Raw genomic sequence first — 14,753 nt, 5'->3', positions numbered from 1 at the left:
GCTTTGATGTTCGCGTAAGCCGACGTATCAGCCCAGCGCCTTCGCCTCGCGACGGCGCGCGGTGAGGATGTATTCGGTGTAGCCGTTCGGCTGCTCGCGGCCCTTGAAGATCAGGTCGCAGGCGGCCTTGAAGGCTGTGCCGTCGAACGCGGGCGCCATCGGCTTGTAGATCGCATCGCCCGCGTTCTGCTTGTCGACGACGACGGCCATGCGCTTGAGCGATTCCATCACCTGCGCTTCGGTTATGACGCCCTGGTGCAGCCAGTTGGCGAGATGTTGGCTCGAGATGCGCAAGGTCGCGCGGTCTTCCATCAGGCCGACATCGTGGATGTCAGGCACCTTGGAGCAGCCGACGCCCTGGTCGATCCAGCGCACGACATAGCCGAGAATACCCTGACAGTTGTTGTCGATCTCCTGCTTGACGTCGTCAGGCGCCCAGTTCGACTTCGACACCGGAATGGTGAGAATGTCGGAGAGCTTGGCGCGCGGGCCGCCCTTGGTCAGCTCCTGCTGACGCGCGATGACGTTGACCTGGTGGTAGTGCAGGGCGTGCAGCGTGGCTGCGGTCGGCGATGGCACCCACGCCGTGGTGGCGCCGGCCTGCGGGTGCGCGAGCTTCTGCTGCAGCATGTCGGCCATCTTGTCGGGCGCCGCCCACATGCCCTTGCCGATCTGGGCGTGGCCGGGCAGGCCATCGATCAGGCCCATGTCGACGTTCCAGTCCTCATAGGCCTTGATCCAGGCCTGCGCCTTCATCTCGTTCTTGCGGATCATCGGGCCCGCTTCCATCGAGGTGTGGATCTCGTCGCCGGTGCGGTCGAGGAAGCCGGTGTTGATGAACATGATGCGCTTGGAGGCGCGCTGGATGCAGGCCTTGAGGTTGACGGTGGTGCGCCGCTCCTCGTCCATGATGCCGACCTTGAGCGTGTTTTCAGGCAAGCCCAGCATCTTCTCGACGCGGTCGAAGATCTCGCAAGTGAACGAGACCTCGTCCGGGCCGTGCATCTTCGGCTTGACGATATAGGCAGAGCCGGTGCGGCTGTTCTTGACCTTGGAGTTCCCTTTCAAGTCATGAATGGCAAGAAGCCCGGAGACGGCGGCATCGAGCAGGCCTTCGGGCACTTCCTCGCCCTTCTCGTCCAGCACCGCGTCGGTGAACATGTGGTGACCGCAATTGCGCATCAGCAGCAGGCTGCGGCCGTGCAGCTTCACTTCGCCCTTGCCGTCCGGTGTCTTGTAGCTGCGGTCCGCATTGAGCGAGCGCGTCAGCGTCTTGCCGCCCTTCTCGAAGTCGGCGGACAGCGTGCCGTTCATCAGGCCGAGCGTGTTGCGGTAGACCAGCACCTTATCTTCGGCGTCGACCGCGGCGACCGAATCTTCCATGTCGAGAATGGTGGAGACTGCGGCCTCCATCACCATGTCGGCGACGCCGGCCGGATCGTCCTTGCCGATCGCGCTGCCACGATTGATCGTCACCTCGACATGCAGGCCGTTATTGACGAGCAGCACGGCTGATGGTGCCGCCGCATCGCCCTGGAAGCCGGCAAATTGCGCGGCGTTCTTCAGCGCGGTGGCGTTACCGCTCTTCAGCTTCACCGCGAGCTGGCCGGCGACCACGCTGTAGGCGGTGACGTCGGTGTGGCTGCCGGTTGCCAGCGGCACGGCGGTATCGAGGAACGCCTTGGCCTTGGCGATCACCTTGTCGCCGCGCGCCTTGTTGTAACCCTTGCCGCTTTCGGAGGGGTCATGCGGAATCGCGTCGGTGCCGTAGAAGGCGTCATAGAGCGAGCCCCAGCGCGCATTCGCCGCGTTCAGTGCGTAGCGCGCGTTGGTGAGCGGTACGACCAGCTGCGGGCCGCAGATCTTGCCGATTTCCTCGTCGACATTGGCGGTCTCGACCTTCTGCGTCGCCGGCTCCGGGACGAGATAGCCGATCTCCTTCAGGAAGGCGGTGTAGGCGTCGAGGTCGAACGCCTTGCCCTTGTGGGCCCGGTGCCAGTCGTCGATCTTGGCCTGGAGCTGATCACGGAAGGTGAGCAGCGAGCGGTTCTTCGGCCCCAACTCCTTGATGATGGCGGCAACCCCTGCCCAGAACGCATCCGGCGCGATCCCCGTTTTGGGGGCGGCTTCCTTGGCGATGAAATCGAAAAGGACGGGGGCGATCTTCAATCCGTGGGCGTCGACGCGTTTCATGATGGTCTTTCTTGTTGGAAATGGCTGTTTTTGGCTGCTTTTGACCCGGCAGCAGCAAAATGCGCCCACGCGGGGGCGGCTTTCGGGACCTATTAGCCTCAAAATCGGGGCGGTGAGAAGACCCCCAGGGGTCTGTCAAAATGTCAAGGAGATGTGGGCCCCCGTCATTCCCCGCGAAAGCGGGGAATCCAGTACGCCGCGGCTTCTCCGTATCCCAACGCTGTCTCTGGGATACTGGGTCGCCCGGTCAAGCCGGGCGACGACAGCGGGGCCAGGGCGGCCTCAAATATTCGCGGCGAGGTCCACGAGCTCGTCGAACAGCACGCCGGTCGCCTTCAGCATCTGCTCGATCTCATCCGCCGCATCGGCAACCGTCCGTGTCGACGTGTCGATCACGAGTTCAGCCCCCTGCGGAGCCTCATAGTCGTTGCCGATGCCGGTGAACGAGGCCAGTGAGCCCGCGCGGGCCTTCTTGTAGTGGCCCTTGGGATCGCGCTCCTCGCACACCCCGGCCGGCGTCGCGACATGGATCTCGCGGAACGTGGTGTCGGCGATGCGGCGTGCGGTGGCGCGATCCTCACGCGACGGGGAGACCGCCGCGACGATCGCGATATGGCCATTACGCGCAAGATGCGTCGCAACTTCGGCGAGGCGACGGATGTTCTCGCCGCGGTCGGCGGCGGAGAAGCCGAGATCGCTGTTGAGCCCGGCGCGCAGCGTGTCACCGTCGAGCAGGATCGGCGAGCCGCCATTGGCGAAGAGACGCCGCTCCAGTGCCTTCGCCAGCGTCGACTTGCCGGAGGCCGGCAGGCCGGTGAGCCAGACCACGGCGCCGTTGTGGCGATAGCGCGCGGAGCGCTCATCCAGGCGCAGCGCCGATTCCACCGGAACGATGTCGACAGGCACGGCACGCTGGCCGGCATCGACCGACAGCACGAGACCGCCGCCGGCAATACGCCCGGCGACCTCGATCACAAGGCGGCCGGTGCGCGGGTTCTCGGTGTAGGGATCGGTTGCGATCGGATTGGACAGGGAGATGTCGATCTCGCCGACATGGTTGCGGCCGATCGCCTTGTTCTCGCTGCTCGAGAGCTCGCCGGGATCGACTGCCTTTTCGATGGCAACGACGGTGGCGCGGCTTTCCTTCGGTCCGCAGCGGACCAGCAACTGATCGCCCTTGGCGAGCGGCTTATCGTGCAGCCAGAAGATGCGCGCGCGCAGCCGCCGCGTCTCGCGCGGGGCGGTGCTCGCATGCGCGATGATGTCGCCGCGCTCGATGAACAATTCGCGGTCGAGCGTGATGCCGACCGAGCGGCCCGCGCCCTGGCGCGTTGCGACCGGCGTCAGCGGCCAGCTCTCGACCGACTTGATCTTGGCGATCTTGCCCGCGGGCATGATGACGATCTCGTCGCCGGCAATCAGGCTGCCGGATTCGATACGGCCGGCGACGATGCGGCGATCGTCGAACTTGTAGATCGCCTGCACCGGCAGGCGCAGTGCCAGCGCTTCCAACGGCCGCGCCGGCTCGAGCCGGTCCAGCGCCTCGACCACGGTCGGACCCCTGTACCAGCCAATGCGGGCGGTGCGCTCGGCAACGCCGTCGCCATCGCGCGCGGAGATCGGGATCACGGCGGTCGGCGTCACGCCGAGGCCGTTGAGATGCGCCGAGATCTCGTCGCTGATTTCCTTGAAGCGATCGGCGCTGAAATCCACCCGATCCATCTTGTTGACGACGACAGCGACCTGCTTCACGCCGAGCAGATGCAGGAGATAGCCGTGACGGCGGGTCTGGTCGCGCACGCCTTCCAGCGCGTCGATGATCAGCACCGCGCCGTCGGCCTGCGAGGCGCCAGTGATCATGTTGCGCAGGAACTCGGCGTGGCCGGGCGCGTCGATCAGCACGATGTCGCGCGAATTGGTGCGGAAGCGGATCTGCGTGGTGTCGATGGTGATGCCCTGGTCGCGTTCGGTCTGGAGCGCGTCGAGCAGGAACGACCATTCGAACGGCATGCCGCGCCGCGCGCTGACGGCCTTCAGCATCTCGAGCTTGCCGTCGGGCAGGCTGCCGGTCTCATGCAGAAGACGGCCGACCAGCGTCGACTTGCCGTGGTCGACATGGCCGACGATGACGATGCGAACCTGCGGACGCGTGGTGCCGTTCGGCGTGGCGGGCGAAGTGGGGGTGACGAGCATGTTCATGACCGCGATGCGTCCTTGAATCAGAGGTAGCCGGCGACGCGCAGGCGCTCGAAAGCGTCCTCGGTCTCGTGGTCGAGCGCGCGGCCGGCACGCTCCGGCACCTTGGTCTGCTCGAGCTCGGCCAGGATCTCGTCGATGTTCGACGCGTTTGAAGCGACCGGATTGGTGATGTCCTGATCGCCCAGCGAGCGATAGCGCTTGCCGTCCTTGGCGAGATAGAGCGGGATGATCGGGATGTTCTCGCGCTTGGTGTAGGCCCAGATGTCGGCCTCGGTCCAATGCAGGATCGGATGGATGCGCAAATGCGCGCCTTGCGGCGGCGATGCGTTGAAATGATCCCAGAACTCCGGCGGCTGGTCACGCACGTCCCAATTGCCTTCGAGACCGCGCGGCGAGAACACGCGCTCTTTGGCGCGGGTGGCTTCCTCGTCGCGGCGAATGCCGGCAATCAGGCCGTCAAAGCCGTATTTGGCCAGCGCCATCTTGAGACCTTCGGTCTTGCGCGCGGCGGAACGGGCGGCCGGCGGCAGCGTTGGGTCGACGGCATCGATGGGCGGGCAGGGCTCGACGCGCAGATCGAGCTCCCACTCTTTGCCATAGTGATCGCGGAAGCGATACATCTCAGGAAACTTCTTGCCGGTGTCGACATGGAGGGCCGGGAACGGCACGCGGCCGAAGAAGGCCTTGCGCGCCAGCCAGATCATCACGTTGGAATCCTTGCCGAGCGACCACAGCAGGGCGATCTTCTTCAGACGCGCAAACGCCTCGCGGAAAATGTAGATGCTCTGGGCCTCGAGCTGGTCGAGATGGTCCATGCTTGGCGCAACATCAGCGGAAAATTCTTGCGAGCCCGAGCGTCCAACGGGGGCCTGGCTGCTCACGCCGGCAACTGCGGAATCGTCCTTGAGAAGATGCATCTCTGCCACTTTGCGTTTGGAGGCTAAAATTCTATAGTTGCACTGCAGGAGAGAAGAAAAAATTTTCTCTTTGCGCGCTCGAAACGACACATATATAGAAAATAATTCCAGTCAACCCCGGATGTGGGGGAAGCGAGTATCGCATGCGGTTCTTGCCGGTGTTTCTCGATCTCAAAGCCGGTCCGGTGGTCCTCATCGGCGCGGGTGAGCTTTTGCGCGCAAAATTGCGCGTGCTCGCCGCTGCCGGTGCGCGCGTTCGCGTGCATGCGATCGATGGCAATCAGGACCTGGGTCTGAACTCCGACGACACCGCGCGTATCGAGATCGCGACGGATGATCCGCTCACATCGGATCTTGCTGGCGTCATCGCGATCGTCTGCGCCGGCGCGGGCGATGTCGGCGTGGCGATGTCGGCGCGGGCAAAATCGCTCGGCCTGCCCGTCAATGTCATGGACGATCTCGATCATTCCAGCTTCATCTTCCCGGCGATCGTCGATCGCGGCGATGTCGTGGTCGCCGTCGGCACCGGCGGCACTTCGCCGGTGGTGGCGCGGCGGCTGCGCGAGAAGATCGAGGCACTGCTGCCGGCCCGCATCGGCGAGCTTGCCGAGTTCATCGGCGGCTTCCGCAAGTCCATCAACGAGAGCATTGCCGAGTTTCCGCTGCGCCGCCGCTTCTGGGAGCGGGTGATCGATGGCCCGATCGGCGCTGCCGTGCTGGCTGGCCGCAAAGCCGATGCGCGCGCGGCGTTGAATGCTATTTCCGATCCGTCCGATTTCGCGCGTGCTGACAAGCCGCAAGGCTCGGTTGCGCTGGTCGGCGCCGGCCCCGGCGACCCGGACTTGCTCACCATCAAGGCGCTGCGCGCGCTGCAGGACGCCGACATCGTCTTCCATGACGAACTCGTCTCGAGCGAAATTCTCGATCGCATCCGTCGCGATACAACGCGCGTTCCGGTCGGCCGCCGTGTCGGCAAGCCCGGCATCGGACAGGACGCCATCAACACGCGAATGATCGAAGCTGCGCAAGCTGGTCAACGCGTGGTGCGGCTGAAGGGTGGCGATCCCTTCGTGTTCGGCCGCGGCGGCGAAGAGGTGGAAGCCCTGCGCGCCGCCGGCGTTGCCTATTCGATCATTCCCGGCATCACCGCCGGGCTTGGCGGAGCCGCCGATTTCGAAGTGCCGCTCACTTACCGTCACGAAGCCACCCGCATCACCTTCCTCACCGCGCACAAGGCCCGCGATGCAGAGACCGTCGACTGGTCGACGCTGACCGACACCAGAATGACCGTTGTTGTTTACATGGGCATGACCGCGGCCCCCGCCGTGCGCGCGGGCCTGTTCGCCGCCGGCCGCTCGCCGGAGACGCCGGTCGGCGTGTTCGCCCGCGTCACGCGGCCCGATGCCCAAGGCGCGATCGGCATGCTGCGCGACTTGCCCGAGCTCGTGCGGCAGACCAATGGTGGTCCCGCCATTCTCATCATCGGCGACGTGGTCCGGCATGCCGGCTCGCTTCGTCGTCAAACTCCCAAGAAAAACTCAGCTCAAATCATCTCTGACCTATTGGATGCAGCCGAATGACCTCCCCGCTTGAACAGAAGAAGATCAAAATCGCCGGCCCCTCGGTCGTCACCGCCAACCGCACCTGGGACGGAATCGTTGTGTACCGCACCGCCGCCAAGAGCTGGTCCGCGGACCTCTCGGAGGCTGCGATCGTGCGCAACTCCGACGAAGCCAAGGCGTTGCTTGCAGAATCGGTCGCCGATGACGTCGGCGCGATCGGTCCCTATATCGCTCCGGTGCAGGTCGGCGCAGACGGCAAGATCGAACCCGGCAATCTGCGCGAACAGATCCGCCGCACCGGCGTGACCATCGGTCAGTCGGCCCAGGCTTAAGGCATTCGCTGATGTACGCTTACGACGAAATCGACCGCACGCTCGTCAACGAGCGCGTCTCGGAGTTCCGCGACCAGGTGAAGCGCCGCCTCTCGGGCGAGCTCACCGAGGACGAGTTCAAGATCCTGCGCCTCCAGAACGGCGTCTATCTGCAATTGCACGCCTACATGTTCCGCGTCGCGATCCCGTACGGGACGCTGGCGACGGACCAGCTGCGGGCGCTGGCTCATGTCGCGCGCAAATATGACCGCGGCTATGGCCATTTCACGACGCGGCAGAACATCCAGTTCAACTGGATCAAGCTCGCCGAGCTGCCTGACGCGCTGGAAGATCTCGCCAAGGTCGGCATCCACGCGATGCAGACCTCCGGCAACAACATGCGCAATGTCACCTCGGACCAGTGGGCCGGTGTCGCACCCGGCGAGATCGAGGATCCGCGCATCTGGTCGGAGCTGATCCGCCAGCACACCACGCTGCATCCGGAATTCTCGTTCCTGCCGCGCAAGTTCAAGATCGCGATCACCGCGTCGGACCACGATCGCGCCGCGATCAAGATCCACGACATCGGGCTGAAGCTGATCAAGAACGAGAAGGGCGAGACCGGCTTCGAGGTGCTCGTCGGCGGCGGCCTCGGCCGCACGCCGTTCATCGGCAAGACCATCAAGCATTTCGTGCATGGCCGCGATATCCTCAGCTATATCGAGGCGATCCTGCGCGTCTACAACCAGTACGGCCGCCGCGACAACATCTACAAGGCCCGCATCAAGATCCTGGTGCACGAGCTCGGCATCGAGAAATTCTCGCGCGAGGTCGAGGAGGAGTGGCAGCACATCCGCAACGCCTCGCTCCAGATCGACGACGAGGTGATCGAGGACATCCGCTCGCGCTTCACCTATCCCGCTTACGAAAAGCTGCCGCACATGCCGGACGAGCTGCGTCAGGCCGCGGCGGACGCCGACTTCGAGGCGTGGCGCAAGAACTCGGTCGCGCCGCACAAGGTGCAGGGCTATTCCATCGTCACCATCTCGCTGAAGCCGATCGGCAAGCCCCCGGGCGACGCCACGGCCGAGCAGATGGATGCGCTGGCCGATCTCGCCGACAAATATTCCTTCGGCGAGATCCGCGTCGGCCACGAACAGAATTTGGCGCTGCCGCACGTCGCCAAGCGCGATTTGCCGGCGCTGTGGAAGGCGCTCGACAAGCTCGGGCTGGCGACGCCGAACGTCAACCTGATCACCGATATCATCGCCTGCCCGGGTCTGGACTATTGCTCGCTGGCCAATGCGCGCTCGATTCCGATCGCGCAGGAGCTGACGCGGCGCTTCGCCAACCACGAGCTCGCCAATCTGATTGGCCGGCTGCACATCAACATCTCCGGCTGCATCAACGCCTGCGGCCATCACCATGTCGGCCATATCGGCATTCTCGGCGTCGAGAAGAACGGCGAGGAGGTCTACCAGATCACCATCGGCGGCCGGGCCGACGAGGGCGCGGCGCTGGGCAATCTGATCGGCCCCGGCGTCAAGTTCGACGAGGTCGCCGACGTCATCGAAGACGTTGTCGAAGCCTATCTTGCGCTGCGCGAGCGGCCCGAAGAGCTGTTCATCGACACGGTGAAGCGGCTCGGCGTCGAACCCTTCAAGGAGCGCGTCTATGCCACTCGTTAATGGCGGAAAAATCGCCGACGACCGTTTCGTCAAGCTGGCCGTCGACACGCCGTTGCCCGAGAGCGGCGACATCCTGGTGCCGGCCGAGCGTTTCATCGCCGAGGCGGATGCGTTGCTGAAGCGCGCCGGCAGGGTCGGCGTGATCTGGCCGAACAACCGCGACATCGACGAGCTCGTGCCGTATCTCGGCAAGATCGCCGCCGTTGCCCTGGTGTTCCCGACCTTTCGTGACGGGCGCGCCTACAGCCAGGCCCGGCTGCTGCGCGAGCGTTACAATTATCGCGGGGAGCTGCGTGCTACGGGGCAGATCCTGCGCGACCAGTTCGTGTTCATGCTGCGCGCCGGCTTCGATTCCTTCGAGGTCAAGAAGCAGGCCGATGCGGAAGCCTTCATGCAGACCGCAAAACGCTATTCCGTGTTCTACCAGCCGACCGGCGATGGCCGTATCACGGCCCTGCACCGGCGCATGCAGCTGCGTCACTCCGAGGGTGTCGGCACGTGAACGCCATCGCACCTCAAGTCTCGTCCGTTTCCACGCTACCTTCAGCGGCGGAGCTCGATCGTGCCTTGCGCGACGCCTCGCCTGCGGAGGTCGTCGCGGCCGCGCTGAAAGCGGTCGGCCGTGAGAAGCTCGCGCTGGTGTCGTCCTTCGGTACGGAATCAGCAACGCTGCTGAAGGTGATGGCGGACGTCGACCCGGCGATCCCCGTGATCTTTCTTGATACCGGCTGGCTGTTCGAGGAGACGCTGGCCTATCGCGATACGCTGATCGAAACGCTGGGTTTGAAGGACGTCCGTTCGATCAAGCCTGCCGAGGAGACGCTGACGCGCGAAGATCCGGACCGCGACCTCTGGTTCTCCGATCCCGACGCCTGCTGCCGCATCCGCAAAGTCGAGCCGCTCGCGCGTGCACTCAGGCCGTTCTCGGCCTGGCTCAACGGTCGCAAGCGTTTCCAGGGCAATACGCGCGCCGATATTCCGGTCGTCGAGGACGATGGCGCGCGGTTGAAGTTCAACCCGTTCGCCAATGTCTCGCGCGAGGAACTCGAGGCGATCTTCGTCCGCGCCAAATTGCCGCGTCACCCGCTTGCGGCATCGGGTTTTCGCTCGGTTGGGTGTATGCCTTGCACGAGCAGGACCGCCGAGGGCGAGGATGAGCGCGCGGGTCGCTGGCGCGGCCGGGCCAAGACAGAATGCGGCATCCACACGACGAAGACTTCGTAGCACAGTCGCGCTGCGGGCTTGCGAACAAGAAAATCCGCTTCCGTTGACTTGAGAGCGTTTCGCCACGAGTTTCGCCTGCATGCCTTCGCTGACATCGAGGTCATCGAAGTGAATGGAGATGGACATGGTGCGTCGTATCTTTCCGCTCGCTGCAGGACTGCTCGTTACGGGACTCGTTACAAGTTTCTTGGCAAGCGCGGCTCTCGCTGCTGACATCAATCTTCTGAACGTGTCGTATGATCCGACGCGCGAGCTCTATGTCGAGTTCAACAAGGCGTTCGCGAACGCCTATCAGAAGGAAACAGGCAAGAGCGTCGAGATCAAGCAGTCGCATGGCGGCAGCGGATCGCAGGCGAGGGCGGTGATCGACGGCTTGCAGGCCGATGTGGTGACCCTCGCGCTCGCCTATGACATCGACGCCATCGCCGGCAAGGGCCTCACGGCGGCCGACTGGCAGAAGCGCCTGCCGCAGAATTCATCGCCCTACACCTCGACCATCGTGTTCCTGGTGCGTAAGAGCAATCCCAAGGGCATCAAGGACTGGGACGATCTGATCAAGCCGGGGGTCGCCGTCATCACGCCGAACCCGAAGACCTCGGGCGGCGCCCGCTGGAATTATCTTGCCGCCTGGGGCTTTGCGCAGAAGAAATACGGCTCCGCCGACAAGGCCAAGGATTTCATCGGGAAGCTCTATCAGCAGGTGCCGGTGCTCGACACCGGCGCGCGCGGCGCCACCGTGACCTTTGTCGAGCGCGGCGTCGGCGACGTGCTGCTGGCCTGGGAGAACGAGGCGTATCTCGCGCTGAAGGAATTCGGCCAGGAAAAATTCGAGATCGTGGCGCCGCCGCAATCGATCCTCGCCGAGCCGCCGGTCGCCATCGTCGACAAAGTCGCCGCCAAGAAGGGCAGCCGCGACGTCGCCGATGCCTATCTCCAGTACTGGTACACCAAGGAAGGGCAGGAGATCGCCGCACGCAACTTCTACCGTCCGCGCGATGCCGAGATCGCAAAGAAGTACGAAAATTCTTTCGCCAAGGTCGAACTATTCACCATCGACGACGTTTTTGGCGGTTGGACCAAGGCGCAGAAAGAGCATTTCGCCGACGGCGGCGTCTTCGATCAGATCTACAAGAACTGATCGGGCGCTGACGGAGAGGCGACAGGGGCCTGGTGAGCGCAATCGCAGCACGACGCCGGACATTGCCGGGCTTCGGTCTCACGATGGGACTGACGCTGACCTGGCTGTCCGTCATCATCCTGATTCCGCTTGCCGGCCTGTTTTTGAAGTCGACTGAACTCAGTCCCGACCAGTTCTGGGCCATCCTCTCCAGTCGTCGCACCTTGAACGCGCTCCGCATCTCCTTCGGGCTCGCGTTCGCGGCGGCCTGCGTCAATCTGGTGATGGGCAGCATCATCGTCTGGGCGCTGGTGCGCTACCGCTTCCCCGGCCGGCGGCTGTTCGATGCGATCGTCGACGTACCGTTCGCGCTGCCGACGGCGGTCGCCGGCGTCGCACTGACCACGCTGTTCGCCGAGAAGGGCTGGCTGGGGGCGCCGCTCGCCGCGCTCGGCATCAAGGTGGCGTTCACGCCGCTCGGCATCTTCGTCGCCATGATCTTCATCGGCATTCCGTTCGTGGTGCGTACCGTGCAGCCGGTGCTCCAGGATCTCGACCCCGAGATCGAGGAAGCCGCCGGCAGCCTGGGCGCGAGCCGCTGGCAGACCATTATCCGCGTGATCCTGCCCTCGTTCGCGCCGGCGCTGCTCACGGGGCTCGCGCTCGCCTTCGCGCGCGCGGTCGGTGAATACGGGTCGGTGATCTTCATCGCCGGCAACCTGCCCAACGTCTCCGAGATCGCGCCGCTGCTGATCGTGATCCGTCTCTCCGAATTCCGCTACGCCGATGCGACCGCGATTGCGGTGGTCATGCTCCTCGTTTCCTTCGTCATCATCTTCGCGGTCAACCGGTTGCAGCGCTGGGCGCAGCACCGGGAAGGAGAGCGATGAGGGTGGGACGATGACGATGCAGATCGCCGATACCGTTTCGCTGTCTTCGCCCGAGGCCAAGGCACGCGCCCGTGCCGCGGCCGCGCGCAACAATCTCCGCACCGAGCCGCAGGCGGTGCGCATCGCCATCATCGCGCTGGCGATCGTGTTCCTGTCCGTCTTTGTCGTGCTGCCGCTGGTGCTGGTGTTCGCGCAAGCCTTCTCGCGAGGTCTTTTGGCCTATGCCGCGGCGCTGGCCGAGCCAGAGGCGCTGGCCGCGATCAAGCTGACGCTGGTCGTCGCCGCGATCTCGGTCAGCGTCAATCTCATCTTCGGTCTCGTTGCGGCCTGGGCGATTGCGAAGTTCGAATTCACCGGCAAAACCTTCCTGATCACGCTGATCGACCTGCCGTTTTCGGTCAGCCCGGTTATCTCCGGTCTCGTCTTCGTGCTGTTGTTCGGCGCGCAAGGCTATTTCGGCGGCTGGCTGAGGGATCACGACATCCAGATCCTGTTCGCGGTGCCCGGTATAGCGCTCGCCACGACATTCGTGACCTTCCCCTTCGTGGCGCGTGCGCTGATCCCCCTGATGCAGGAGCAGGGCACGCAGGAAGAAGAAGCCGCGATCTCGCTCGGCGCTTCCGGCCTGCAGACCTTCTTCCGCGTCACGCTGCCCAATATCAAATGGGGCGTGCTCTACGGCGTCCTGCTCTGCAATGCGCGCGCGATGGGTGAGTTTGGTGCGGTCTCGGTCGTCTCCGGCCATATCCGCGGCGAGACCAACACCATGCCGCTGCTCGTCGAGATTCTCTACGATGAATATCAATTCGTCGCGGCGTTTGCGATTGCCTCGCTGCTCGCCATGCTTGCGCTGATCACGCTGATAGCCAAGACCATCCTGGAGCGCCGGCTAGAGGACGGAGAAGAATCCCGTGACCATTGAAGTCAAAAACCTCGTCAAGAAGTTTGGCAATTTTGCCGCGCTCGACGGTGTCGACCTCAAGGTCGACAGCGGCGAGTTGCTGGCACTGCTCGGGCCGTCCGGCTCGGGCAAGACCACGTTGCTGCGGATCGTCGCCGGACTCGACTGGCCTGATGCGGGTGAGGTTGTCATCAACGGCGAGGATGCGCTGGCGCAGGGCGCGCGCGAGCGCCATGTCGGCTTTGTGTTCCAGCACTACGCGTTGTTCCGCCATATGAGCGTATTCGAGAACGTCGCCTTTGGCCTCCGCGTGCAGCCGCGCGCGATCCGCAAGGACCAGGTGGCGATCCGCGCCCGGGTCAAGGAACTGCTCGATCTCGTGCAGCTCGACTGGCTCGCCGACCGCTATCCGAGCCAGCTCTCCGGCGGCCAGCGCCAGCGCATCGCGCTTGCCCGCGCGCTCGCGATCGAGCCGCGCATCCTGCTGCTCGACGAGCCCTTTGGCGCGCTGGACGCAAAAGTGCGGAAAGAACTGCGCAAATGGCTGCGCTCGCTGCACCATGAGATCAACGTCACGTCGATCTTCGTCACCCACGACCAGGAAGAGGCGCTCGAAGTCGCCAACCGCGTCGTCGTCATGGACAAGGGCAGGATCGAGCAGATCGGCTCGCCCGACGACGTCTATGAGACGCCCGCGAGCGCCTTCGTCCACGGCTTCATCGGCGAATCCATCGAGCTGCCGGTCCAGGTCGAGGGCGGCGTCGTCAGGCTCGGCGATCGCCCGCTGCGGCTCGCCGCGGAGGGGCTGGCGCCTGGCGCGTCAAGACTGTTCGTGCGGCGACATGACATGCTCATTGGTCCGCCTGGTAGCGGCGCCTTCGAGGGCGCGGTCCAGCATGTCCGCAATTTCGGCCCGGTGCAGCGGGCCGAAGTCGCGCTCTCGGGCGGCCAGACCATCGAGATCGACGCTCCTCGTGACCGGGAACTGCGGGCCGGCGACACTATTGGCCTCGAGCCCCGCCGCTACCGCATATTTGCGGGTTAGGCTCCGTCATTCCGGGATGGTGCGAAGAACCAGACCCGGAATCTCGCGATTATTGAGCAGGATTCCGGGCTCAGCGCTGCGCGCTGCCCCGGAATGATGGATACGATTTTCCTCAAAATTCACCTTTCAGCCACGGTTGGTATGCAACAACGGCCCCTCATTTGGGGGCCCCTGAACATGCGCGCTGCGGCCGCGATCCTTCTCACTTTGCTTCTCGCCGGCTGCGCCGGCAATGAAGCGCCGGTCCAGCAGCCGTCGATGTATGCCGACATGTCGGTCCCGGGCGCCAAGCTCGATGCGCCGGCCGCCGCGATCATGATCTCGCAATACCGCCAGAACAACGGGCTCGGCGCCGTCGAGATCGACCCCGAATTGATGCGGCTCGCCGAATCCCAGTCCGGAGCCATGGCCGCCGCCAACAAGATGGACCATGACGTGCGCGCCCCCCTGGCCAAGCGGCTCAATGCCGGCGGCTATCCGGCAACCGTGGCTGTCGAGAACATTTCGGCCGGCTATCATACGCTGGCCGAAGCGTTTTCCGGCTGGCGCGACTCGCCTCCGCACCGCGCCAACATGCTCAAGAGCGGTGTCACAAAATTGGGCATCGCGGCGAGCTATGCTCCGGGCACCAAGTACAAGGTGTTCTGGACCATGATCCTGGCATCGACCGATCCCCGATAAGCCAGACTTGATCCCGGGTGCATTG

13 protein-coding genes are annotated in these 14,753 nt (G+C 64.3%); 10 read left to right on the top strand and 3 right to left on the bottom strand.

Annotation, left to right across the window (positions count from 1 at the left end; all coding sequences use genetic code 11):
* Nucleotides 1-27 precede the first annotated feature (27 nt).
* The 3 genes from L6637_RS17830 to cysD all read right to left on the bottom strand — a co-directional run bounded on the left by L6637_RS17830 (nucleotide 28) and on the right by cysD (nucleotide 5,207).
* Nucleotides 28-2,193 (bottom strand): malate synthase G, encoded by a 2,166-nt coding sequence (locus tag L6637_RS17830; protein ID WP_237863078.1) that lies wholly within the window; start codon nucleotides 2,191-2,193, stop codon nucleotides 28-30.
* A 282-nt stretch (nucleotides 2,194-2,475) separates the two neighbouring features.
* A complete protein-coding gene (gene cysC / locus L6637_RS17825) occupies nucleotides 2,476-4,392 on the bottom strand; it encodes an adenylyl-sulfate kinase (RefSeq protein WP_237863077.1) in 1,917 nt (638 codons plus the stop codon).
* Nucleotides 4,393-4,412: 20 nt separating this feature from the next.
* On the bottom strand, nucleotides 4,413-5,207 hold the full coding sequence (cysD, locus tag L6637_RS17820; RefSeq protein WP_237863351.1) for a sulfate adenylyltransferase subunit CysD: 795 nt from the start codon (nucleotides 5,205-5,207) through the stop codon (nucleotides 4,413-4,415).
* 245 nt (nucleotides 5,208-5,452) lie between these two features.
* On the opposite strand from cysD, the gene cysG reads away from it, so the two are divergent.
* The 10 genes from cysG (at nucleotide 5,453) to L6637_RS17770 (ending at nucleotide 14,728) form a co-directional block, all read left to right on the top strand.
* A complete protein-coding gene (cysG, locus tag L6637_RS17815) occupies nucleotides 5,453-6,889 on the top strand; it encodes a siroheme synthase CysG (RefSeq protein ID WP_237863076.1) in 1,437 nt (478 codons plus the stop codon).
* On the top strand, nucleotides 6,886-7,203 hold the full coding sequence (locus L6637_RS17810) for a DUF2849 domain-containing protein (protein WP_140481233.1): 318 nt from the start codon (nucleotides 6,886-6,888) through the stop codon (nucleotides 7,201-7,203). Before cysG ends, L6637_RS17810 begins: the two co-directional genes overlap by 4 nt.
* 11 nt (nucleotides 7,204-7,214) lie before the next feature.
* Nucleotides 7,215-8,870, top strand: coding sequence for a nitrite/sulfite reductase (locus tag L6637_RS17805; protein ID WP_237863075.1), 1,656 nt, complete (start codon nucleotides 7,215-7,217; stop codon nucleotides 8,868-8,870).
* Nucleotides 8,857-9,372, top strand: coding sequence for a DUF934 domain-containing protein (locus tag L6637_RS17800; RefSeq protein ID WP_237863074.1), 516 nt, complete (start codon nucleotides 8,857-8,859; stop codon nucleotides 9,370-9,372). The genes L6637_RS17805 and L6637_RS17800 overlap by 14 nt, the downstream gene beginning before the upstream one ends.
* On the top strand, nucleotides 9,369-10,094 hold the full coding sequence (locus tag L6637_RS17795) for a phosphoadenylyl-sulfate reductase (protein ID WP_237863073.1): 726 nt from the start codon (nucleotides 9,369-9,371) through the stop codon (nucleotides 10,092-10,094). Before L6637_RS17800 ends, L6637_RS17795 begins: the two co-directional genes overlap by 4 nt.
* Before the next feature lie 124 nt (nucleotides 10,095-10,218).
* Nucleotides 10,219-11,232 carry a sulfate ABC transporter substrate-binding protein gene (locus L6637_RS17790; protein WP_237863072.1) on the top strand — a complete coding sequence of 338 codons (1,014 nt, stop codon included), beginning with the start codon at nucleotides 10,219-10,221 and terminating at the stop codon, nucleotides 11,230-11,232.
* Between the two features lie 32 nt (nucleotides 11,233-11,264).
* Nucleotides 11,265-12,101 carry a sulfate ABC transporter permease subunit CysT gene (cysT, locus tag L6637_RS17785; RefSeq protein WP_338076542.1) on the top strand — a complete coding sequence of 279 codons (837 nt, stop codon included), beginning with the start codon at nucleotides 11,265-11,267 and terminating at the stop codon, nucleotides 12,099-12,101.
* A gap of 10 nt (nucleotides 12,102-12,111) precedes the next feature.
* Complete coding sequence (gene cysW, locus L6637_RS17780) at nucleotides 12,112-13,023, top strand: sulfate ABC transporter permease subunit CysW (RefSeq protein WP_237863071.1); 912 nt, start codon at nucleotides 12,112-12,114, stop codon at nucleotides 13,021-13,023.
* Nucleotides 13,013-14,047: a sulfate/molybdate ABC transporter ATP-binding protein gene (locus tag L6637_RS17775; protein WP_237863070.1), complete on the top strand. Its 1,035-nt coding sequence runs from the start codon at nucleotides 13,013-13,015 to the stop codon at nucleotides 14,045-14,047. Before cysW ends, L6637_RS17775 begins: the two co-directional genes overlap by 11 nt.
* A 177-nt stretch (nucleotides 14,048-14,224) precedes the next feature.
* Nucleotides 14,225-14,728 (top strand): CAP domain-containing protein, encoded by a 504-nt coding sequence (locus tag L6637_RS17770; protein ID WP_237863069.1) that lies wholly within the window; start codon nucleotides 14,225-14,227, stop codon nucleotides 14,726-14,728.
* Nucleotides 14,729-14,753 lie beyond the last annotated feature (25 nt).

This window comes from Bradyrhizobium zhengyangense (genome assembly GCF_022012435.1).
Taxonomy (GTDB): Bacteria; Pseudomonadota; Alphaproteobacteria; order Rhizobiales; family Xanthobacteraceae; genus Bradyrhizobium; species Bradyrhizobium zhengyangense.
This window is presented reverse-complemented; position numbering and strand designations above follow the sequence as displayed.